Source organism: Amycolatopsis balhimycina FH 1894 (assembly GCF_000384295.1).
Taxonomy (GTDB): Bacteria; Actinomycetota; Actinomycetes; order Mycobacteriales; family Pseudonocardiaceae; genus Amycolatopsis; species Amycolatopsis balhimycina.
In genome coordinates this window covers 8,405,682-8,426,656 of the sequence record NZ_KB913037.1, presented here as the reverse complement: position 1 = coordinate 8,426,656, position 20,975 = coordinate 8,405,682, and the positions used below count along the sequence as shown (strand labels likewise).

17 protein-coding genes and 3 rRNA genes are annotated in these 20,975 nt (G+C 67.9%); 5 read left to right on the top strand and 15 right to left on the bottom strand.

Annotated elements, in window-relative coordinates; translation table 11 throughout:
- Nucleotides 1–19: 19 nt before the first annotated feature.
- The gene (locus A3CE_RS0138725; RefSeq protein WP_020645479.1) at nucleotides 20–727 is read left to right on the top strand and encodes a CPBP family intramembrane glutamic endopeptidase; all 708 of its coding nucleotides are present in this window, start codon (nucleotides 20–22) and stop codon (nucleotides 725–727) included.
- Here the strand turns inward: A3CE_RS0138725 and A3CE_RS0138720 are convergent.
- From A3CE_RS0138720 to A3CE_RS0138710, 3 genes are all read right to left on the bottom strand, one after another.
- Nucleotides 724–1,005, bottom strand: coding sequence for a metal-sensitive transcriptional regulator (locus tag A3CE_RS0138720; RefSeq protein ID WP_013228661.1), 282 nt, complete (start codon nucleotides 1,003–1,005; stop codon nucleotides 724–726). The genes A3CE_RS0138725 and A3CE_RS0138720 overlap by 4 nt on opposite strands.
- Nucleotides 1,006–1,073: 68 nt before the next feature.
- The gene (locus A3CE_RS0138715) at nucleotides 1,074–3,155 is read right to left on the bottom strand and encodes a heavy metal translocating P-type ATPase (RefSeq protein WP_020645478.1); all 2,082 of its coding nucleotides are present in this window, start codon (nucleotides 3,153–3,155) and stop codon (nucleotides 1,074–1,076) included.
- Nucleotides 3,152–3,358, bottom strand: coding sequence for a heavy-metal-associated domain-containing protein (locus A3CE_RS0138710; RefSeq protein WP_020645477.1), 207 nt, complete (start codon nucleotides 3,356–3,358; stop codon nucleotides 3,152–3,154). The genes A3CE_RS0138715 and A3CE_RS0138710 overlap by 4 nt, the downstream gene beginning before the upstream one ends.
- Nucleotides 3,359–3,436: 78 nt before the next feature.
- Here A3CE_RS0138710 and cobF point away from each other — a divergent pair, with 78 nt between their 5' ends.
- Complete coding sequence (cobF, locus tag A3CE_RS0138705; RefSeq protein ID WP_020645476.1) at nucleotides 3,437–4,204, top strand: precorrin-6A synthase (deacetylating); 768 nt, start codon at nucleotides 3,437–3,439, stop codon at nucleotides 4,202–4,204.
- A 54-nt stretch (nucleotides 4,205–4,258) separates the two neighbouring features.
- Here the strand turns inward: cobF and rrf are convergent.
- The 5 genes from rrf to A3CE_RS0138680 form a co-directional block, all read right to left on the bottom strand.
- A 5S ribosomal RNA gene (gene rrf / locus A3CE_RS0138700) occupies nucleotides 4,259–4,375 on the bottom strand.
- Between the two features lie 67 nt (nucleotides 4,376–4,442).
- A 23S ribosomal RNA gene (locus A3CE_RS0138695) occupies nucleotides 4,443–7,569 on the bottom strand.
- Between the two features lie 328 nt (nucleotides 7,570–7,897).
- Nucleotides 7,898–9,418 (bottom strand): 16S ribosomal RNA (locus A3CE_RS0138690).
- The 16S, 23S and 5S rRNA genes sit together here, the layout of an rRNA operon.
- A gap of 349 nt (nucleotides 9,419–9,767) precedes the next feature.
- Complete coding sequence (gene tyrS, locus A3CE_RS0138685) at nucleotides 9,768–11,042, bottom strand: tyrosine--tRNA ligase (RefSeq protein ID WP_020645475.1); 1,275 nt, start codon at nucleotides 11,040–11,042, stop codon at nucleotides 9,768–9,770.
- 32 nt (nucleotides 11,043–11,074) lie between these two features.
- Nucleotides 11,075–11,713: a DNA-3-methyladenine glycosylase gene (locus A3CE_RS0138680; protein ID WP_020645474.1), complete on the bottom strand. Its 639-nt coding sequence runs from the start codon at nucleotides 11,711–11,713 to the stop codon at nucleotides 11,075–11,077.
- Between the two features lie 113 nt (nucleotides 11,714–11,826).
- Between A3CE_RS0138680 and A3CE_RS0138675 the strand changes: the two genes are divergently transcribed.
- The 3 genes from A3CE_RS0138675 to A3CE_RS0138665 are packed head-to-tail and all read left to right on the top strand — an operon-like array spanning nucleotide 11,827 to nucleotide 13,699.
- Nucleotides 11,827–12,381 carry a hypothetical protein gene (locus A3CE_RS0138675; protein WP_020645473.1) on the top strand — a complete coding sequence of 185 codons (555 nt, stop codon included), beginning with the start codon at nucleotides 11,827–11,829 and terminating at the stop codon, nucleotides 12,379–12,381.
- Complete coding sequence (locus tag A3CE_RS0138670; RefSeq protein ID WP_020645472.1) at nucleotides 12,378–13,046, top strand: DUF4166 domain-containing protein; 669 nt, start codon at nucleotides 12,378–12,380, stop codon at nucleotides 13,044–13,046. Before A3CE_RS0138675 ends, A3CE_RS0138670 begins: the two co-directional genes overlap by 4 nt.
- Entirely contained in the window at nucleotides 13,046–13,699 is a 654-nt protein-coding gene (locus A3CE_RS0138665) for a TetR/AcrR family transcriptional regulator (RefSeq protein ID WP_020645471.1), read from the top strand. Before A3CE_RS0138670 ends, A3CE_RS0138665 begins: the two co-directional genes overlap by 1 nt.
- Here the strand turns inward: A3CE_RS0138665 and argH are convergent.
- The 7 genes from argH to argC form a co-directional block, all read right to left on the bottom strand.
- Nucleotides 13,692–15,107, bottom strand: a complete 1,416-nt coding sequence (gene argH, locus A3CE_RS0138660; protein WP_020645470.1) for an argininosuccinate lyase — start codon at nucleotides 15,105–15,107, stop codon at nucleotides 13,692–13,694. The genes A3CE_RS0138665 and argH overlap by 8 nt on opposite strands.
- Before the next feature lie 65 nt (nucleotides 15,108–15,172).
- On the bottom strand, nucleotides 15,173–15,685 hold the full coding sequence (locus tag A3CE_RS0138655; RefSeq protein WP_020645469.1) for an arginine repressor: 513 nt from the start codon (nucleotides 15,683–15,685) through the stop codon (nucleotides 15,173–15,175).
- Nucleotides 15,682–16,608 (bottom strand): ornithine carbamoyltransferase, encoded by a 927-nt coding sequence (gene argF / locus A3CE_RS0138650; RefSeq protein ID WP_020645468.1) that lies wholly within the window; start codon nucleotides 16,606–16,608, stop codon nucleotides 15,682–15,684. The genes A3CE_RS0138655 and argF overlap by 4 nt, the downstream gene beginning before the upstream one ends.
- Nucleotides 16,608–17,810, bottom strand: a complete 1,203-nt coding sequence (locus tag A3CE_RS0138645; protein WP_020645467.1) for an acetylornithine transaminase — start codon at nucleotides 17,808–17,810, stop codon at nucleotides 16,608–16,610. The genes argF and A3CE_RS0138645 overlap by 1 nt, the downstream gene beginning before the upstream one ends.
- Complete coding sequence (gene argB, locus A3CE_RS0138640) at nucleotides 17,807–18,724, bottom strand: acetylglutamate kinase (protein ID WP_020645466.1); 918 nt, start codon at nucleotides 18,722–18,724, stop codon at nucleotides 17,807–17,809. Before argB ends, A3CE_RS0138645 begins: the two co-directional genes overlap by 4 nt.
- Nucleotides 18,721–19,881, bottom strand: coding sequence for a bifunctional glutamate N-acetyltransferase/amino-acid acetyltransferase ArgJ (gene argJ, locus A3CE_RS0138635; protein ID WP_020645465.1), 1,161 nt, complete (start codon nucleotides 19,879–19,881; stop codon nucleotides 18,721–18,723). Before argJ ends, argB begins: the two co-directional genes overlap by 4 nt.
- Entirely contained in the window at nucleotides 19,878–20,906 is a 1,029-nt protein-coding gene (argC, locus tag A3CE_RS0138630) for an N-acetyl-gamma-glutamyl-phosphate reductase (protein ID WP_020645464.1), read from the bottom strand. The genes argJ and argC overlap by 4 nt, the downstream gene beginning before the upstream one ends.
- Nucleotides 20,907–20,975 lie beyond the last annotated feature (69 nt).

Here is a 20,975-nt window from a genome sequence, read left to right as displayed (position 1 = left end):
ACTGCGCCGGGGCCACGCGTTGACCGAGGCCGCGCTGTTCCCGCCGCGGCGGGTGTTCGCGCTGGTCGCCGCGGTCGTGACGCTCGCCGCGTCGACCACGCTGGCCAACCGCGTGTTGCCCGGCTGGGCGTACCCGGTGTGCGGGCTGGTGGCGGCACTCGTGCTGGTCATGCTGGGCCGGGCGGCCGGGTGCTCGTGGCCGGACCTGGGGCTGAGCCAGCTCCGGCGCCCCGCACTCGCCGGCTTGGCCGGCGCCGCTTCGGTGGCGGTCGTGTTCGGGATCGCGCTGGCCGTGCCGTCGCTGCGCACGGTCTACCAGGACGGCCGCGTCGGCGACCCGGACTTCGGGCAGCTGCTGTGGCTGACCTGCGGCCGGATCCTGTTCGGGACGGTGCTGATCGAGGAGGTCGCGTTCCGCGGGGTGCTGCCCGGCCTGTTCGGCGCGGACGACGAGCGGTGGCGCTGGCCGCCGATCCTGTGCTCGGCCGCCCTGTTCGGGCTCTGGCACGCGCTGCCGGCGCTCGCCATCGGCCGCAACGCCGCCGTGCACGCCGTGTTCGGCTCGACGCCGGCGGTGGTGCTGCAGGTGCTGGCGATGGCCGCGGCGGGCGTCGCCGGGATTTTCCTGCACTGGTGGCGCCACCTCGGCCGGGGTGTGCTCGCGTCGGTGATCGTGCACTTCACGACGAACGCGGGCGGCCTCACCCTGGCCGTGCTGGTCCGCTAGGAACGCACCAGCCGCGCGATCGCGTCCGAGGCTTCCCGGACCTTCAGGTCGGCTTCCTCGCCGCCCGCGGCGGCCGCCTGGACGACGCAGGTGGCCAGGTGCTCGTCGAGCAGTTCCAGCGAGAACGACTGCAGCGCCTTCGTCGCCGCGGAGACCTGGGTCAGGATGTCGATGCAGTACTTGTCCTGCTCGACCATGCGCTGCAGCCCGCGGATCTGGCCCTCGATCCGGCGCAGGCGCTTCAGATAGGCCTCCCGCTCACCGCCGTAACCCGTCATCGCCCACCTGTCCCCGTCATCGGCATCCTTGCGGCCGAGTATACCCACCCCACGTATCGGGAGGGCCGTCAGCGGAACCGGCGCAGCCGCAGGCTGTTGCTCACCACGAAGGCCGACGAGCACGCCATCGCCGCGCCCGCGATCATCGGGTCGAGCAGGCCGAGCGCCGCGAGTGGCAGCGCCGCCACGTTGTAGGCGAACGCCCAGAACAGGTTCCCCTTGATCGTGGCGAGGGTGCGGCGGGCCAGCCGGATCGCGTCGGCCGCGGCCCGCAGGTCGCCCCGCACCAGCGTCAGGTCGCCGGCTTCGATGGCCGCGTCGGCGCCCGTGCCCATCGCCAGGCCCAGGTCGGCCTGGGCGAGCGCGGCCGCGTCGTTGACGCCGTCGCCGACCATCGCCACCACGCGGCCCTGCGCCTGCAGCCGCTTGACGACGTCGACCTTGTCCTCGGGCAGCACCTCGGCGACGACCTCGTCGATCCCGGCTTCGGCGGCGATCGCCCGCGCCACGCCCGCGCTGTCGCCGGTCAGCAGGATCGGCTCCAGGCCGAGTTGCCGCAATTCGGCGACGGCCCGCGCGGACGTCGGCTTGATCGCGTCGGCGACGGCCAGCGTCCCGCGCAGCTCGCCGTCCCAGGTCACCCCGACCGTGGTCACGTCGGTGCCGGCGGCGTCCGCCCGGCCCACGCTCACGGTGCGGCCCTCGACCACCCCGGTGACTCCGCGCCCCGGAGTGCTGCGGAAGCCGGTGACGGCGGGCAACGCGCCGAAGCGCTCCCGGGCCGCGTCGGCGATCGCGCGGCCGATCGGGTGCTCGGAAGCGGCCTCGACGGCGCCCGCGAGCCGGAGCACCTCACCGTCGCCCTCGACGAGCGCCATCCGGCCGGTGGTGACGGTGCCCGTCTTGTCGAGCACGACGGTGTCGACGCGCCGGGTGGACTCGAGCACCTCGGGGCCCTTGATGAGGATGCCCAGCTGCGCGCCGCGGCCGGTGCCGACCAGCAGCGCCGTCGGCGTCGCGAGGCCGAGCGCGCACGGGCAGGCGATGATCAGCACGGCGACGGCCGCGGTGAACGCCGCGTCCGCCGTGCCACCGGTCGCCAGCCAGCCGGCGAGCGTCGCCAGCGCGGCGAAGACGACCGCCGGGACGAACACCGCCGAGACCCGGTCGGCGAGCCGCTGGACCTCGGCCTTGCCGTTCTGGGCGGCTTCGACGAGCCGCGCCATCTGCGCCAGCCGCGTGTCCGCGCCGACCCGCGTGGCGCGCACGAGCAGCCGCCCGCCGACGTTGACGGTGGCGCCGGTTACGGCGTCACCGGGTCCGACCTCGACCGGGACCGACTCGCCGGTGAGCAGGCTGGTGTCGACCGCGGAACCGCCGTCGGTGACCACGCCGTCGGTGGCGATCTTCTCGCCGGGCCGGGCCACGAAGACGGCGCCGACCTGCAGATCCTTGATCGGGACGAGGTGCTCTTCGCCGTCGCGGAGCACTGTGACGTCCTTCGCGCCGAGGTCCATGAGCGCGCGGAGGGCGGCGCCGGCCCGGCGCTTCGACCGCGTCTCGAAGTAGCGGCCGGCCAGGATGAACGTGGTGACCGCGGCGGCCACTTCGAAGTACAGGTCGTGGTGGCCGGCCATCCCGAAGAGGAGCGCGTACAGCGACCAGGCCACGGAAGCGACGACGCCGAGCGAGATCAGCGTGTCCATCGTGGCGGTGGCGTGGCGCAGGTTGACCGCGGCGGCGCGGTGGAACGGCCACGCGCCCCAGGTCACGACGGGGGCGGCGAGGGCGAGCGACACCCACGGCCAGGCCGCGAACTGCCAGGCCGGGACCATCGCGACGACGACGAGCGGCACCGTGAGGGCCGCGGAGACGAGCAAACGTTTGCGCAGCTCGCGCGTGTCATCCGGCGCTTCGGGCTCGGGCAGCCGTGCCGAGTAACCGGCGGCTTCGACGACGGCCTTGAGGTCGTCGACCGACAGCCCGCCCGGGTAGCTGACCTGCGCTTTTTCGGTGGCGTAGTTGACCGTCGCGGTCACGCCGTCGACCTTGTTGAGCTTCCGCTCGACACGGGCCGCGCAGGACGCGCACGTCATCCCGCCGATGGCGAGCTCGACGCGGGCCGCGGTGGCCACCTCGGCGGAGCTCACGCGACCAGGCGGTAGCCGGCCTCGGTGACGGCGGCGGCGACCGCGTCGGCAGTCAGCGGGGCGTCGCTGGTCACGGTCACGCGGCCGCTCTCGACGTCGACGTCCACCTGCCGGACACCGTCCAGTTCGGAGACCTCCTCGCGGACCGAGGTGGCGCAGTGCCCGCAGGTCATGCCCTCGACGGTGTAGGTCGCTTCGGCCATCTCCCGCTCCTTTCGCTCTCCCTCCTTTATACCCATCGGGGGTAGGGGTTCACGCATCGCCCCCGGCACACTCGCGGCATGCGGAAGATCTACGCGATCGGGATCGGTGCCGGCGACCCCGAGCACCTGACGGTGCAGGCCATCGACCGGCTCAACCACGTCGACGTGTTCTTCGTGCTCGACAAGGGGGCGGAGAAGAGCGACCTGGTCCGGTTGCGCCAGGAGATCCTCGACCGGTTCGTGACGCGCCCGGGGTACCGGGTGGTGCTGGCGGAGGACCCGCCCCGCGACCGGACCCCGGCGGACTACCGGGCCGCGGTCGCCGACTGGCACGCGGCACGCGCCGCCGTGTACGAGGAGCTGATCCGCTCGGAGCTGGGGTCTTCCGAAGCCGGCGCCTTCCTGGTGTGGGGCGACCCGTCGCTGTACGACAGCACGATCGCGCTGATCGAGGCGGTGCTGGCCCGGGGGAAAGTGGAGTTCGAGTACGAGGTCGTCCCGGGCATCAGCAGCATCTCGGCGCTGGTGGCCCGGCACCGGACGACGATGAACCAGATCGGCCGCGCGGTCCAGCTGACCACCGGCCGCCGGCTGGCGACGGGCTGGCCCGACGGTGTCGACGACGTGTTCGTGCTGCTCGACGCCCACACGACGTTCGACCGGTTCACGACGGACGGCCTGCACATCTTCTGGGGCGCCTACGTCGGCACGCCCGACGAGATCCTGCTTTCCGGCCCGCTCACCCCGGCGTTGGCGGCGCAGATCCGCGAGGTGCGGGCGGAGGCGCGGGAGCGGCACGGCTGGATCATGGACACGTACCTGCTCCGGCGGCCGGCCCGGGAATAGCGAAAGGCCCCGGGAGAACCGTGAGGTTCTCGACCGGGGCCTTTCGTAAAATAAGTTCGGCGGTGTCCTACTCTCCCACAACCCTTCGGTTGCAGTACCATCGGCGCTGTCAGGCTTAGCTTCCGGGTTCGGAATGGGACCGGGCGTTTCCCTGACGCTAAAACCACCGAAACACTCCGAAACAACACACCCTCTGGGGTGGTGTTTCAGAACCGTAGAGTGGATGCGCAACATCTTCGTAGGCAAGTCCTCGGCCTATTAGTACCAGTCAACTCGACAACACATTACTGTGCTTCCATTTCTGGCCTATCAACCCAATGGTCTGTTGGGGGCCTTAACCCACAAAGGGGTGGGATACCTCATCTTGGAACAGGCTTCCCGCTTAGATGCCTTCAGCGGTTATCCCTTCCGAACGTGGCCAACCAGCCATGCCCTTGGCAGAACAACTGGCACACCAGAGGTTCGTCCGTCCCGGTCCTCTCGTACTAGGGACAGCCTTCCTCAAGTATCCTACGCGCGCGGCGGATAGGGACCGAACTGTCTCACGACGTTCTAAACCCAGCTCGCGTGCCGCTTTAATGGGCGAACAGCCCAACCCTTGGGACCTACTCCGGCCCCAGGATGCGACGAGCCGACATCGAGGTGCCAAACCATGCCGTCGATATGGACTCTTGGGCAAGATCAGCCTGTTATCCCCGGGGTACCTTTTATCCGTTGAGCGACACCCCTTCCACCAGGAGGTGCCGGATCACTAGTCCCGACTTTCGTCCCTGCTCGACATGTCTGTCTCACAGTCAAGCTCCCTTGTGCACTTGCACTCAACACCTGATTGCCAACCAGGCTGAGGGAACCTTTGGGCGCCTCCGTTACTCTTTAGGAGGCAACCGCCCCAGTTAAACTACCCATCAGGCACTGTCCCTGAACCAGATCATGGCCCGAGGTTCAGATTCCCAATTCGACCAGAGTGGTATTTCAACAACGACTCCACAACAACTAGCGTTGCCGCTTCACAGTCTCCCACCTATCCTACACAAGCCGAACCGAAAACCAATACCAAACTATAGTAAAGGTCCCGGGGTCTTTCCGTCCTGCCGCGCGTAACGAGCATCTTTACTCGTAGTGCAATTTCGCCGGGCCTGTGGTTGAGACAGCCGGAAAGTCGTTACGCCATTCGTGCAGGTCGGAACTTACCCGACAAGGAATTTCGCTACCTTAGGATGGTTATAGTTACCACCGCCGTTTACTGGCGCTTAAATTCTCAGCTTCACCCCCGAAGGGATTAACCGGTCCTCTTAACGTTCCAGCACCGGGCAGGCGTCAGTCCATATACATCGTCTTGCGACTTCGCATGGACCTGTGTTTTTAGTAAACAGTCGCTTTCCGCTGGTCTCTGCGGCCACCCACCCCTAGCCCGTAAAGGACTTCAGGATGTTTGGCCCCCCTTCTCCCGAAGTTACGGGGGCATTTTGCCGAGTTCCTTAACCACAGTTCACCCGATCGCCTTGGTATTCTCTACCTGACCACCTGTGTTGGTTTGGGGTACGGGCCGTGCATGCACTCACTAGAGGCTTTTCTCGGCAGCATAGGATCACTCTACTTCACCTCAAACGGCTACGCATCACGTCTCAGCCTCATGAAACACGGATTTGCCTATGTTCCGGCCTACACGCTTACACCAGGACAACCATCGCCTGGCGGAGCTACCTTCCTGCGTCACCCCATCGCTTGACTACTACGAAATCAGATCCCACGCTCCACACACAAACCTCCATCCGAAGACTTCAGCTCATGGCTTTGGGTGGTTAGTATCAAACGCCTCGTCATGGGCGCACATGCTCGGGTACGGGAATATCAACCCGTTGTCCATCGACTACGCCTGTCGGCCTCGCCTTAGGTCCCGACTTACCCTGGGCGGATTAGCCTGGCCCAGGAACCCTTGGTCATCCGGCGGCAGAGTTTCTCACTCTGCATTCGCTACTCATGCCTGCATTCTCACTCCCACACCCTCCACGACTGGCTTCCGCCGCCGCTTCCCCGGATGCAGGACGCTCCCCTACCCATCCACACCACTAGACAAGGACTTCAAGAGTCCAAGCCGATGTATTGCATGAATGACACAGCTTCGGCGGTGTGCTTAAGCCCCGCTACATTGTCGGCGCAGGACCACTTGACCAGTGAGCTATTACGCACTCTTTCAAGGGTGGCTGCTTCTAAGCCAACCTCCTGGTTGTCTGGGCAATCCCACATCCTTTCCCACTGAGCACACACTTAGGGGCCTTAGCTGGTGTTCTGGGCTGTTTCCCTCTCGACGACGAAGCTTATCCCCCGCCGTCTCACTGCCGTACTCTAACACCACGGTATTCGGAGTTTGGTTGATTTCGGTAACCCGGTAAGGCCCCTAGACCATCCAGTAGCTCTACCCCCGTGGAGAAACATACGACGCTGCACCTAAATGCATTTCGGGGAGAACCAGCTATCACGGAGTTTGATTGGCCTTTCACCCCTACCCACAGCTCATCCCCTCAGTTTTCAACCTAAGTGGGTTCGGGCCTCCACGACGTCTTACCGTCGCTTCACCCTGGCCATGGGTAGATCACTCCGCTTCGGGTCTAGACCACGCGACTACAGACGCCCTATTCAGACTCGCTTTCGCTACGGCTACCCCACACGGGTTAACCTCGCCACGCAGCACTAACTCGCAGGCTCATTCTTCAAAAGGCACGCCATCACCCAACAAAGCAGGCTCTGACGGCTTGTAGGCACACGGTTTCAGGTACTCTTTCACTCCCCTCCCGGGGTACTTTTCATCTTTCCCTCACGGTACTAGTCCGCTATCGGTCTTCAGGAAGTATTTAGGCTTACCGGGTGGTCCCGGCAGATTCACAGCAAATTCCACGAGCTCGCTGCTACTCGGGAACACCACCAAGGTCCTTGAAACTGGTTTTCGCGTACGGGGCTCTCACCCACTCCGGCCCGCCATCCCAAGCGGTTCCACTAACCAGCACAACAACCCGAAGAGATGTCAGTCTCCTCAAGGCGGGTCCCACAACACCGACCACACAACCCCTGACAGGTATCACATGCAATCGGTTTAGCCTCTTCCGCTTTCGCTCGCCACTACTCACGGAATCACGGTTGTTTTCTCTTCCTGCGGGTACTGAGATGTTTCACTTCCCCGCGTTCCCTCCACACACCCTATATATTCAGGTGCGGGTAACACCACATCACTGGTGCTGGGTTTCCCCATTCGGAAATCCTCGGATCACAGCTCGGTTGACAGCTCCCCGAGGCTTATCGCAGCCTCCTACGTCCTTCATCGGCTCCTGAAGCCAAGACATCCACCATGTGCCCTTAACAACTTGACCACAAAGATGCTCGCATCCACTCTACAGTTCTCAAACACCACACCAGAAACAAACTACGTTTCAGGGCTGTGTAAGCCCTGAGGCGTGTTGCCTCAGGACCCAACAGTGTGCACAGCGAACAACCCACCACCCAGCTCCACGACCGGGGTTCCACGCGAAGCAAGCTCCGCAGTACTAGCCGGCGGTATCACAACCGCGGTGAGCCATAACCAGTAGTTCCACGATTCCTTGAGCAACCGGAACAAGCACACATTCGGCACTTGAGTCCCAGCCACCCCACCAGGTTGATCCGGGTATCCCGGCCTGATGGATGTGTTGTGCTCCTTAGAAAGGAGGTGATCCAGCCGCACCTTCCGGTACGGCTACCTTGTTACGACTTCGTCCCAATCGCCAGTCCCACCTTCGACCACTCCCTCCCCTTACGAGGTTGGGCCATGGGCTTCGGGTGTTACCGACTTTCATGACGTGACGGGCGGTGTGTACAAGGCCCGGGAACGTATTCACCGCAGCGTTGCTGATCTGCGATTACTAGCGACTCCGACTTCACGCAGTCGAGTTGCAGACTGCGATCCGAACTGAGACCGGCTTTAAGGGATTCGCTCCACCTCGCGGTATCGCAGCCCTCTGTACCAGCCATTGTAGCATGTGTGAAGCCCTGGACATAAGGGGCATGATGACTTGACGTCATCCCCACCTTCCTCCGAGTTGACCCCGGCAGTCTCCCACGAGTCCCCGCCATAACGCGCTGGCAACGTAGGATAAGGGTTGCGCTCGTTGCGGGACTTAACCCAACATCTCACGACACGAGCTGACGACAGCCATGCACCACCTGTACACCAACCACAAGGGAAGCCCCATCTCTGAGGATGTCTGGCGCATGTCAAGCCCAGGTAAGGTTCTTCGCGTTGCATCGAATTAATCCACATGCTCCGCCGCTTGTGCGGGCCCCCGTCAATTCCTTTGAGTTTTAGCCTTGCGGCCGTACTCCCCAGGCGGGGTGCTTAATGCGTTAGCTACGGCACGGACAACGTGGATGTCGCCCACACCTAGCACCCACCGTTTACAGCGTGGACTACCAGGGTATCTAATCCTGTTCGCTCCCCACGCTTTCGCTCCTCAGCGTCAGTATCGGCCCAGAGACCCGCCTTCGCCACCGGTGTTCCTCCTGATATCTGCGCATTTCACCGCTACACCAGGAATTCCAGTCTCCCCTACCGAACTCAAGTCTGCCCGTATCGACCGCACGCTCCACGTTAAGCGTGGAGATTTCACGGCCGACGCGACAAACCGCCTACGAGCTCTTTACGCCCAATAAATCCGGACAACGCTCGCACCCTACGTATTACCGCGGCTGCTGGCACGTAGTTAGCCGGTGCTTCTTATCCAGGTACCGTCACTTGCGCTTCGTCCCTGGCGAAAGAGGTTTACAACCCGAAGGCCGTCATCCCTCACGCGGCGTCGCTGCATCAGGCTTTCGCCCATTGTGCAATATTCCCCACTGCTGCCTCCCGTAGGAGTCTGGGTCGTGTCTCAGTCCCAGTGTGGCCGGTCACCCTCTCAGGCCGGCTACCCGTCGTCGCCTTGGTAGGCCACTACCCCACCAACAAGCTGATAGGCCGCGGGTTCATCCTGCACCGCCAGAACTTTCAACAACCCCCCATGCGAGAAGTTGTGATATCCGGTATTAGACCCCGTTTCCAAGGCTTATCCCAGAGTGCAGGGCAGATTACCCACGTGTTACTCACCCGTTCGCCACTCATCACCACCCGAAAGCGGATCAGCGTTCGACTTGCATGTGTTAAGCACGCCGCCAGCGTTCGTCCTGAGCCAGGATCAAACTCTCCAACAATGAACAGTTTAATCGAGGCAAATTAATGCTCTCAAAGGAACCTCATACGAGGTTTCAAAACATAAGCTCTACTGGCTTAGTTCACTAGCACACTGTTGAGTTCTCAAGCAACACACCACGACCAACCCCAGACCCAAGGCCCAGCGTCACCCGAAGCGGGTTATTCCTAGCAGTTTTTGGTGGGACACCCACTCAATCGCTGTCCGCGAGAGCTTGGTTCGTGTCCCGGCGGCCACCCGGTTTCCCTGGCGACTTGGAGAACTTTACACCCCTCGGAAGGGCCCGAAACAGGGGGGTACCTTAACCGCGTTCCCGCAGGTCAAGGCCCTGTTTCGGGCCTCGGGGCCGGTCAGCCGCCGAGCGCGACGCCGGCGACGTTCCGCTTGCCCTTGCGGACCACGAGCCACTTGCCGTGCAGGGCGTCGCCCGCCGACGGCGTCCACTCCTCGTCCGCGACCTTCACGTTGTTGACGTACGCGCCGCCCTCCTTGACCGCGCGGCGGGCGGCGGCCTTGCTGTCCACCAGCCCCCCGGCGAGCAGCAGGTCGACGATCGTCGGCGCGCCCGACGGGTCGACCTTGCCGTTCGGCACCTCGGCCATCGCCGCGTCGAGAGTGCGTTCGTCCAGGTCGCGGAGCTCTCCGCCACCGAACAGGGCCCGGCTGGCCGCGATCACCTGCCGGGTCTGCTCCTCCCCGTGCACGAGGGTGGTGAACTCCTCCGCCAGCCGGCGCTGGGCCGCACGCAGGTGGGGGCGCTGTTCGGTGTCGTCGGCCAGCGCGGCGATCTCCTCCTGGCCGAGGAACGTGAACATCCGCAGGTACCGGACGACGTCGGCGTCACCCACATTGACGAAGTACTGGTACCAGGCGTACGGCGACGTCATCTCCGGGTCGAGCCAGACGCTCCCGCCGCCCGTCGACTTGCCGAACTTGCGCCCCTCGGAGTCGGTCACCAGCGGCGCGGTCACCGCGTGCACGCTCGCGCCCTCGGTCCGGCGGATCAGGTCCACCCCGCCGACGAGGTTGACCCACTGGTCGGACCCGCCGACCTGCAGCGTGCAGCCGTACTCGCGGTACAGCCGCCGGTAGTCCTGCGACTGCAGGAGCAGGTAGCTGAACTCGGCGTAGGACATGCCGTCGCCCTCGAGCCGGCGCCGGACCGTGTCGCGGTTGAGCATGACGTTGACCGAGAAGTGCTTCCCGACGTCGCGCAGGAACTCCAGGACGTTCTGCTCGCCGGTCCAGTTGAGGTTGTTCTCGACGATCGCCCCGGTGGGCGAGCCGTCGAAGTCGACGAACTTCTCGAGCTGGCCGCGGATGCGTACCGCCCACTCGTCGATGACGTCGGCCTTGTTCAGCGAGCGCTCACCGGTGTCGCGCGGGTCGCCGATCATCGCGGTCGCGCTGCCGGCCAGCACGATCGGCCGGTGCCCGGCCCGCTGGAAGCGCTTGAGCATGAGCAGCGGGACCAGGTTGCCGGCGTGCAGGCTGGGGGCGGTCGGGTCGAAACCGCAATAGAGCGTGACGGGCCCCTGGTCGAGCTCGCGCCGGAGGGCGTCGATGTCGGTGGACTGCGCGATCAGGCCGCGCCAGGACAGCTCGTCGAGGATGTGTTCGCTCACGCCTGTAGATCCTCCCGCACCAGGTCAACCGACTAGATGGCGGGTCGGACCCGGCGCTTCCCGCCGCGGCGGTAGGTGGACACGGCCGGCGAGCCGTCGACCCAGAACCGCCACGGCGTGTCCATCGCCATCGCGACGCCGACGCGCGGGCCCGTCCGGATGTGCTCCGCCGGCACGCGTTCGCCCACGTGCAAGCGGACCGGGGAAGCCGGGTCGGTCAGGTCGGCGCCGTTCTGCTCGCGGTCGATGCGCAGCACCGAGGTGAGGATGGCCGGGCCCTTGGCGAGTTCGCCGGTCCCCCGCGCGTTCGGCCGCCGCCTGCGGACGACGTCGAGACCGGTGACGACCTCGCCCGCCCGCAGCAGCACCGCGCCGGCCACGCCGTCGTGGGAGCCGACGATGTTCGCGCAGAAGTGCATCCCGTAGACGAAGTACACGTACAGGTGCCCCGCCGGGCCCCACATGACGGCGTTGCGTGGGGTCCGGCCGCGGTAGCAGTGCGACGCCGGATCGTCCTCGCCGCGATAGGCCTCGACCTCGACCAGCCGGACGCCGACGGTGCCGTCGGGACCGTCGGCCTCCAGGACCGAGCCGAGCAGCAGGTGGGCCAGGTCGACCGGGTCCAGCGCCAGTTCGTCACGGGTGAACAACCGGCCTGCGTCGCCGCTCAAACGGGGTTCCTCTCCTCGGTTGCCTGGCGCGACCACCTTAGCCCTTGAGCGATCGCTCAAACTTCCCTACAGTCTGTTTGAGCAGTCGCTCAAACTCTGAGGGGAGCCGAGAGATGCGACCGAAAGCGCTCTACGTCGAGACCGTGATCCGCACGGACCTGGACACCCTGTGGCAGCACACGCAGGACCCCGCCCTGCACCGGCGCTGGGATCTCCGCTTCACCGAAATCAGCCCGCTCGAAGAGCCCGAGGGCCACTTCCGCTACGCCTCGCGGTTCCTCGGGATCACCGTCGCCGGCGTCGGGGTGAGCGCGGCCACCCGGGACTGGCCGGACGGTTCGCGCACCTCGGTGCTGCGGTTCGCTTCCGCCGACCCGCTTTCGCTGATCAGCACGGGAGCCGGGTTCTGGCGCTACACGCCGGTCCCGGGCGGCGTCCGCTTCGTCACGGGGTTCGACTACGGCACCCGCTGGGGACGCTTCGGGCGCTGGGCCGACCGGGTGTTCCGGCCGGTGTTCGGCTGGATGACGGCCTGGTCGTTCGACCGGCTCCGGCTCTGGCTGGAGACCGGGGTCTCGCCGGAGGACCAGCCCCTGACCTCGCCGTCGGCCGGCCGCTGTGGCCGGACGCGGCCCCGCGACCAGGTCACCGCCGGAGCGTCGTCGTGACCGGCGTCTTCGAACGCACGCTCGGTCCGGATTTCGCGAGACTGCACCCCCGGGTGCGGGAACGGCTCGCTCTGTCGGACGGGCGCGGGATGATCGGCCACGGCGCGATGGACCGGATCTGGCGCGGCCCCGGCTTCACCCTGCCGTTCCTGTGGCTCGGGTCGGCGCGGCACATCCTGTTCCCCGAGCGCGGGCGGAACGTGCCGTTCACCATCGAGAACTATCCGTACGTGGACGGGCACGGCCGCGAAACGGTGTCCTTCGTGCGGACCTTCGAGTTCCCGCGACGGCGCCGGCGCTTCGACGCCCAGATGGTGTTCAGCGCCGGGCGCGGGCTCGTCGACTACCTGGGGACGCACCAGCACCTGGCGGTGGACCTCGCGGTGTCGGTCCGGCCGGACGGCGGGTTCCGGATCCGCTCCGGCGAGTTCCGGTTCCGGGAGGGCCCGCTGCGAACGCGCCTGCCGCGGGGCGTCACCGGAACCGCCACCGTCGACGAATGGTTCGACGACGACAGCGGGCAGTTCCGGATCGAGGTCGCGGTGGTCCATCCCCGCTTCGGGCCGGTGTTCGGTTACGAGGGCAGCTTCAGCGCCCGATACGTCGACGTCGGCGGCGGGGTGAGCGGGGCGGTCAAGCCGCTTCGTGAGAAGGTCATGGACTGATGGGCACCGGCCGGAACTCCAGTTCGCAGGACACGAAGCAGCGGCTCGTGGACGGCGTGCTGGAAGTCGTCCGGCAGCAGGGCATCACCGCCGTCTCGGCACGGTCGGTCGCCACTGCCGCGGGCGCGAACCAGGCGCTGGTCTTCTACCACTTCGGCAGCGTCGAAGAGCTCGTCGCCCAGGCGTGCATCCTCGCGACGGAAGCCCGTGTCGCCCTCTACCGCGACCGCTTCGCCGCCGTGGCCACGGTCGGCGATCTGCTGGCGCTCGGCCGGGAAATCCGGACCGCGGAACGCGCGGAAGGCAACCTGGCCCTCCTGGCCCAGACGCTGGCCGGGGCGCAGGGCAGCGCACGGCTCGCCGAAGCGACCCGCGAGGGCCTGGACAAGTGGATCACCGAAGTCCGGACGGCCCTCGAGCGCGTGCTCGAGGGCTCGCCGCTGGCCGAGCTCGCGGACCCCGACGGACTGGCCCACGCCGTGTCCACCGGGTTCCTCGGGCTGACGCTGTTCGACACGGTCGATCCGGAGGGCGCCGAGCAGGCCGTCGCCGCGCTGGAGCAGCTGGCCGTGCTGGTCGACGTCCTCGACGGGCTCGGCCCGGTGGCCACGCGGGCCGTCCGGGCCAAGCTCCGCAAATCTCGCCTCAGTTGAGCCACTGACGGGCCGCGGTGACCCGCTCTTCCAGCCGCGCGCGCTGTTCGGCCACGCGTTCCGGTGCCGTGCCACCCCGGGCGTTGCGCGACTTCACCGAGCCTTCGACGGTGAGAACACCGCGGACGGCCGGGGTGAGCGCCGGGTTGATCTTCTCGAACTCCTCGTCGGTCAGCTCGTCCAGGCCGACGCCACGGGACTCGGCGACGCGGACGCTCTCCCCCGCCGCCTCGTGCGCGACGCGGAACGGGACGCCTTGGCGCACCAGCCACTCGGCGATGTCCGTGGCCAGGGTGAAGCCGGCCGGGGCCAGCTCGGCGAGCCGGTCGGTGTGGAAGGTGAGCGTTTCGAGCATCCCCGCGATCGCCGGGAACAGGAGCTCGAGCTGCTCGACCGAGTCGAACACCGGCTCCTTGTCCTCCTGCAGGTCGCGGTTGTAGGCCAGCGGCTGCGCCTTCAGGGTGGCCAGCAGGCCGGTGAGGTTGCCGATCAGCCGGCCCGCCTTGCCGCGGGTCAGCTCCGCGACGTCCGGGTTCTTCTTCTGCGGCATGATCGAGCTGCCGGTGGCCCAGGCGTCGTCCAGCGTCACGTAGCCGAACTCGGCGGTGTTCCAGATGATCACCTCTTCGGCAATCCGGGACAGGTTCACCGCGAGCATCGCGACGGCGAACGCGAACTCGGCGACGAAGTCGCGCGAAGCGGTGCCATCGATGGAGTTCTCGACGCTGGTCGCAAAGCCCAGTTCCTCCGCGACGGCCTCGGGGTCGAGCCCCAGGGACGAGCCGGCGAGGGCGCCGGAACCGTACGGCGACTCCGCCGTACGGGCGTCCCAGTCCTGCAGCCGCGAGACGTCGCGCAGCAGGGCCTGGCCGTGTGCCATCAGGTGGTGCGCGAGCAGCACCGGCTGGGCGTGCTGCAGGTGCGTGCGGCCGGGGAGGATCGCCTCCGGGTGCCGCTTCGCCTGCGACACCAGCGCGTCGATGACCTCGAGCGTGCCGGCGACGACCCGGCGGGACGCGTCGCGCAGCCACATCCGGAAGAGCGTGGCCACCTGGTCGTTGCGCGACCGGCCGGCCCGCAGCTTGCCGCCGAGGTCAGTACCCGCACGCTCGAGCAGGCCGCGTTCGAGGGCCGTGTGCACGTCCTCGTCGGCGATCGTGGGGGTGAACTCCCCCGAAGCGACGTCCTGGGCGAGCGTGTCCAGCGCGGCCAGCATGCCGGTCAGCTCGTCTTCGGTGAGCAGGCCTGCCTTGCACAGCACTCGCGCGTGCGCGCGGGACCCGGCGATGTCGTAGGGCGCCAAACGCCAGTCGAAGTGCGTCGACGCGCTCAACGCGGCCATGGCCTCCGCCGGACCGCTGGCGAACCGGCCGCCCCACAGCTGCACCGGCTGCTCGTTCCCGCTCACTGTTCTCGCTTCTCCTCGATGCGTTCGTTGGGTCTGTGTTCGTCGGTTCGGGCGAAGGTACCCGGTCAAGCCGTTCCTTCGTCTCCTGGTTCGTTCGCCGAACGGTCGGCGAGCGCGGCGAACCGCTCGGCCAGGCCCTTGCCGGTCAGGGGCTCCCGCGCGATCACGGCGACCGTGTCGTCGCCCGCGATCGAGCCGACGACCTCTTCGAGGGCGGCCCGGTCGATCGCGCTGGCCAGGAACTGCGCCGCGCCGGGCGGGGTCCGCAGCACCATCAGGTTGCCCGACGAGTCCGCCGAGACCATCAGCTCCGCCAGCAGCCGCGAGAGCCGTGACGTGCCGCCCTGCACCCCGCGGACCGGGCTGCCGTCCTCGGGGATGACGTAGACCGGCGCCCCCGAGTCCGGCCCCCGCAGCTTGACCGCGCCCAGCTCGTCGAGGTCGCGCGACAACGTCGCCTGCGTGACCTCGATGCCCTCGGCGGCCAGCAGCTTGGCCAGCTCGGTCTGGCTGCGGATCGTCATGGTGGACACCAGCTCGGTGATCCGCGCCTGCCGCCCCACCCGGCTGCTGGTCATCGCCGGCTCTCTTCGAACAGCCAGACCAGCAACGCCTTCTGGGCGTGCAGCCGGTTCTCGGCCTCGTCCCACACCGCGCTGGCCGGCCCGTCGATGACCTCGTCGGTGATCTCCCAGCCGCGGTGCGCCGGCAGGCAGTGCAGCACGATCGCCTCGTCCGCGGCCTTCTTCAGCAGCTCGGTGTTGACCTGGAGCGCGCGGAACGGGCCGACCCGGTCGAGCCCGTCGTTCTCCTGCCCCATCGACGTCCACGTGTCGGTGACCAGCACGTCCGCGCCGTCGACGGCCGCGTACGGGTCGGTGAAGACGGTGGCGGTGCCGCCGGTCTCGTTCGCCCGCTTCTTCGCGTCCAGCATCACGCCCTGGTCGGGCTGGAAGCCGACCGGCGAGACGACCCGGATGTGCATGCCGGCCGTGACCCCGCCGAGCAGGAGCGAGTGCGCCATGTTGTTGGCGCCGTCACCGAGGTAGACGAGGGTGAGTCCCTCGAGCTTCCCCTTGCGCTCGCGGATCGTCATCAGGTCGGTGAGCACCTGGCACGGGTGGAACTCGTCGGTGAGCGCGTTGACCACCGGGATCGACGCGGCCGAGGCCATCGCTTCGATGCGCTTCTGCGCGAAGGTGCGCCACACGATCCCGTCGACGTAACGCGACAGGACCCGCGAAGTGTCTTCGATGGTCTCTTCGCGGCCGAGCTGCATGGACCGGCCGTCGACGATCACCGGGTGCCCGCCGAGCTGGCTGATGCCGACCTCGAACGAGAACCGGGTGCGGGTCGAGTTCTTCTCGAAGATCGCCGTGATCGACTTGCCGGCCAGGGTCCTGGTGCCCAGCGGGTCGGCCTTGAGCGCGTCGGCGATGTCGAGGATGGCCTTCTGTTCGGCGGGACTGACGTCGTCGTCGCGGAGGAAGTGGCGGAGCATCAGTCGGAGTCCTTCGTGGTGGAGTCGAGCGCGTTCGGGAGGGCGGCGAGGAAGCCTTCGGCCTGCCCGCCGTCGAGCACGAGCGGCGGCGCGAGCCGGATCGTGTCCGGGGCGATCGGGTTGACGAGGTAGCCGGCGTCCTGGGCGGCCTTGGCGACCGCGGCCGAGACGGGCTGCTTGAGGGCGATGCCGAGCAGCAGCCCCGCGCCGCGCACCCCGGCGACGAGCGGGTGCCCCAGCGACTCGACCCCCGCCGCGATGTCCTTGCCCAGTGCGGAGACGTGGTCCAGGAGGTTGTCCGCGGCGATGGTCTTCAGCACGGCCAGCCCGGCCGCGCAGCACACCGGGTTGCCGCCGAAGGTGGTCCCGTGGTGGCCGGGCTCGAGCAGGTCGCCCGCCGCGCCGACGCCGATCACCGCACCCAGCGGCAGCCCGCCGCCGAGGCCCTTGGCCAGGGTGATCACGTCCGGCACGATGCCGGCCTGCTGGTAGCCGAACCAGGTGCCGAGCCTCCCGATGCCGGTCTGCACCTCGTCGAGCACCAGCAGCGTGCCGGTGGCCTTGGTGATCTCGCGAGCGGCCTGCAGGTAGCCGTCCGGCGCCGGGATCACGCCGGCCTCCCCGAGCACCGGCTCCAGGAACACGGCCGCGGTGTCGGTGTCGACAGCGGCCTTGAGCGCTTCGACGTCCCCGAACGGCACGTGCTCCACCCCGGGCACCAGCGGTTTGAAGGGGTCGCGCTTGCCGGGCTGGCCGGTGAGCGTCAGCGCGCCCATGGTCCGGCCGTGGAACGCCCCTTCGGCGGCGACCACCTTGGTGCGCCCGGTCAGGCGGCTGATCTTCAGCGCGGCTTCGTTGGCCTCGGCGCCGGAGTTGACGAACAGCACCTTGCCGTGGCCGGTGAGGCCGGCGACGTCGAGCAGCGCTTCGGCGAGCTCGACGGTCACCGGGTTGATGTACAGGTTCGAGGTGTGGCCGAGCTGCTTGATCTGCGCGGTGACGGCTTCGACGACCGCCGGGTGGGCGTGGCCGAGCGCGTTGACGGCGATACCGCCGACCAGGTCGACGTACCCCTGGCCGTCGGCGTCCCACACCTTCGCGCCCTCGCCGCGGACGAGCGTCAGCTTGGGCGTGCCGTAGTTGTCCATCAGGGCGGACTGCCAGTGCGCCTGGCCGTCCACATTGGACTTGAGGTCGGTCACGGGAGCTCCGTTTCGGGGAAGACCATGGTGCCGATGCCGCGGGAGGTGAAGACCTCCAGCAGCACGGAATGGGCGAGGCGGCCGTCGATCACGTGTGCCCGGCGCACGCCGCCGCGGATGGCGCGCACGCACGCCTCCATCTTCGGGATCATGCCGCTGGCCAGGGTGGGCAGCATGGTTTCGAGCCGGTCGACGCGGACGCGGTCGATCAGCGACGACCGGTCGGGCCAGTTCGCGTAGAGGCCTTCGACGTCGGTGAGCACGACGAGCTTTTCGGCCCCGAGGGCGGCCGCGAGCGCACCCGCGGCCGTGTCGGCGTTGACGTTGTGCACGACGCCGTCGACGTCCGGGGCGACCGTGGACACGACCGGGATGCGCCCGGCGTTGACGATGTCGAGCACCGCGTCCGGGTTGACCTCGGCGACCTCGCCGACGAGGCCGATGTCCACCTGCTCACCGTCCACAGTGGCCTGTTTGCGCTCGGCGGTGAACAGCCGGGCGTCCTCGCCGGAGATGCCGACCGCGTACGGCCCGTGGGCGTTGATCAGCCCGACGAGCTCGCGGCTGACCTGGCCGGTGAGCACCATCCGGACGATGTCCATCGTCTCCGGCGTGGTGACCCGCAGGCCGCCCTTGAACTCGCCCTCGACGCCGAGGCGCTTGAGCATCGCGGTGATCTGCGGACCACCCCCGTGCACGACCACCGGCCGCAGGCCGGCCAGCCGCAGGAACACCATGTCCTCGGCGAAGGCCGCCTTCAGCTGGTCGTCGATCATGGCGTTGCCGCCGTACTTCACCACCACGGTGGCACCGTGGAACCGCTGCAGCCAGGGCAGCGCTTCGATGAGCACACCGGCCTTCTCGGCCGCCGTCGCGAGTCTTTCGTCCGCGGAAATCAGAGCCTCCTGGTTCATGAGGAGTACGCGCTGTTCTCTTCCACGTAACCATGCGAAAGGTCGGTGGTGTAGACGGTCGCCGCGCTCGCGCCGACGCCGAGGTCGACGACGATCTCGATGGCCCGGCCGGTGAGGTCCGCCTCGGACCGGTCGGCGGCTGGCATCCCCTGCGCGAACAGGGTGACGCCGTTGATCGCGATCGACACGGTCTCCGGGTCGATGCGGGCCGGGACCCGGCCGAGCGCCATGGCGATCCGGCCCCAGTTCGGGTCCGACCCGAACAACGCCGTCTTGACCAGGTTGTCCTCGGCGATCGTGCGGGCCACGGCGATGGCGTCGGCTTCGGATTCCGCCCCCTGCACCGTGACGTCGACGTCCTTGGTGGCGCCCTCGGAGTCCGCGCGCAGCTGGAGCACCAGGTCGTGGCTCACCGCGGTGAGGAGCCCGGTGAGCTCCGCCTCGGTGGGCTCGACGCCGCTCGCGCCGGACGCCAGGACCAGGACGGTGTCGTTGGTGGAGGTGCCGCCGTCGACGTCGAGCCGGTCGAAGGTGACGTGGGTCGCCGCGCGCAGGGCACGGTCGAGGGTGGCCTTGTCCACGACGGCGTCGGTGGTCAGCACCGACAGCATGGTGGCGAGGTTCGGCGCGAGCATGCCCGCGCCCTTGGCGAAGCCGCCGACGCTCCAGCCGCTGTCGTGCTTCGCGAAGGCCTGCTTCGGCTTGCTGTCGGTGGTCATCACGCCCTTGGCGGCGTTCAAGCTCGCTTCGGCACTCGTGTCGAGGGCCTTGACCGCGGTGTCCACGCCGGCCAGCACGGCTTCCATCGGCAGCCGCTCGCCGATCAGTCCGGTGGAGCAGACGGCGACCTCGATCGCACCCGCTTCCAGGACTTCGGCGACCTTTTCGGCCGTGGCGTGGGTGTCCTGGAAGCCGCCGGGGCCGGTGGCCGCGTTGGCACCGCCCGAGTTGAGGACGACGGCCTTCAGCCGCTGCTGCTTGAGCACCTCCTGCGACCACAGCACCGGCGCGGCCTTGATCACGTTGCGGGTGAAGACGCCCGCCGCGACGTCGAGCGGGCCGTCGTTGACGACCAGGGTGAGGTCCAGCGCGCCGGAGGCCTTGATCCCGGCGGCGACGCCGGCGGCGCGGAAGCCCTGGGGGCCGGTGACGGTCACGGTGCGACTCCTACGGTGGAAAGGCCGGTCGTCTCGGGGAAGCCGAGGGCCAGGTTCATCGACTGGACGGCACCGCCGGCGGTGCCCTTGGTGAGGTTGTCGATCGCGGCGACGACGACCAGGCGCCGCGCGTCGGTGTCGACCGCGACCTGCAGCTGGACGTTGTTCGAGCCGAGCGTCGACGCGGTGGCCGGCCAGGCGCCCGCGGGCAGCAGCTGGACGAACGGCTCGGCGTCGTAGGCCTTTTCGTAGGCGGCGCGGGCGGACGCCTCGTCGACGCCGGCCTTGAGCGGGGCGCTCGCCGTGGTGAGGATGCCACGGGGCATCGGCGCGAGCACCGGGGTGAAGGACACGGTGACCTTCTCCCCCGCGACGGCCGAGAGGTTCTGGGCGAACTCCGGGGTGTGGCGGTGCGCGCCGCCGACGCCGTACGCGCTGGCCGAGCCCATCACCTCGGAGCCGAGCAGGTTCGGCTTGAGGCTCTTGCCGGCACCGGAGGTGCCGGTGACCGCCACGACCGTCACGTCGGGCTCGACGAGCCCGGCGGCCAACGCGGGCGCCAGCGCCAGCGACCCGCCGGTCGGGAAGCAGCCGGGCACGGCGACGCGCTTGGTGCCGGCGAGCTTCTCGCGGGCGCCGGGCAGTTCCGGCAGGCCGTACGGCCACTGGCCGGCGTGGTCACCGCCGTACCAGCGCTGCCAGTCACCCGCGTCGGCCAGGCGGTGGTCGGCGCCGAGGTCGACGACCAGGACGTCCGGGCCGAGCTGCGCCGCGATCCCGGCGGAGTGCCCGTGCGGCAGCGCCAGGAACACGACGTCGTGGCCGGCCAGCGTCTCCGGGGTCGTCTCGGCGAGGACACGGTCGGCGAGGGGGACCAGGTGGGGCTGGTGGACGCCCAGCTTCGTGCCCGCGCTGCTGGCGGCCGTGAGCGCACCGATCTCGACCTCGGGATGCGTCAGGAGCAGGCGCAGCAGCTCACCACCCGCGTACCCGCTGGCTCCGGCCACCGCGATGTTCACCGTCATACGCATGATTATGCACGCCCTTGCAAGGCTAAACAAACAGGTTTACCGGGAAGTGGTCCCGGCCACCTT

Bases quoted from the DNA above. Each gene is read 5' to 3' on its own strand.
- argC (WP_020645464.1), bottom strand. From the start codon at position 20,906: ATGACGGTGAACATCGCGGTGGCCGGAGCCAGCGGGTACGCGGGTGGT.
- cobF (WP_020645476.1), top strand. From the start codon at position 3,437: ATGCGGAAGATCTACGCGATCGGGATCGGTGCCGGCGACCCCGAGCAC.
- argF (WP_020645468.1), bottom strand. From the start codon at position 16,608: ATGCTCCGCCACTTCCTCCGCGACGACGACGTCAGTCCCGCCGAACAG.
- A3CE_RS0138710 (WP_020645477.1), bottom strand. From the start codon at position 3,358: ATGGCCGAAGCGACCTACACCGTCGAGGGCATGACCTGCGGGCACTGC.
- argB (WP_020645466.1), bottom strand. From the start codon at position 18,724: ATGAACCAGGAGGCTCTGATTTCCGCGGACGAAAGACTCGCGACGGCG.
- A3CE_RS0138675 (WP_020645473.1), top strand. From the start codon at position 11,827: ATGCGACCGAAAGCGCTCTACGTCGAGACCGTGATCCGCACGGACCTG.
- A3CE_RS0138665 (WP_020645471.1), top strand. From the start codon at position 13,046: ATGGGCACCGGCCGGAACTCCAGTTCGCAGGACACGAAGCAGCGGCTC.
- A3CE_RS0138655 (WP_020645469.1), bottom strand. From the start codon at position 15,685: ATGACCAGCAGCCGGGTGGGGCGGCAGGCGCGGATCACCGAGCTGGTG.
- A3CE_RS0138720 (WP_013228661.1), bottom strand. From the start codon at position 1,005: ATGACGGGTTACGGCGGTGAGCGGGAGGCCTATCTGAAGCGCCTGCGC.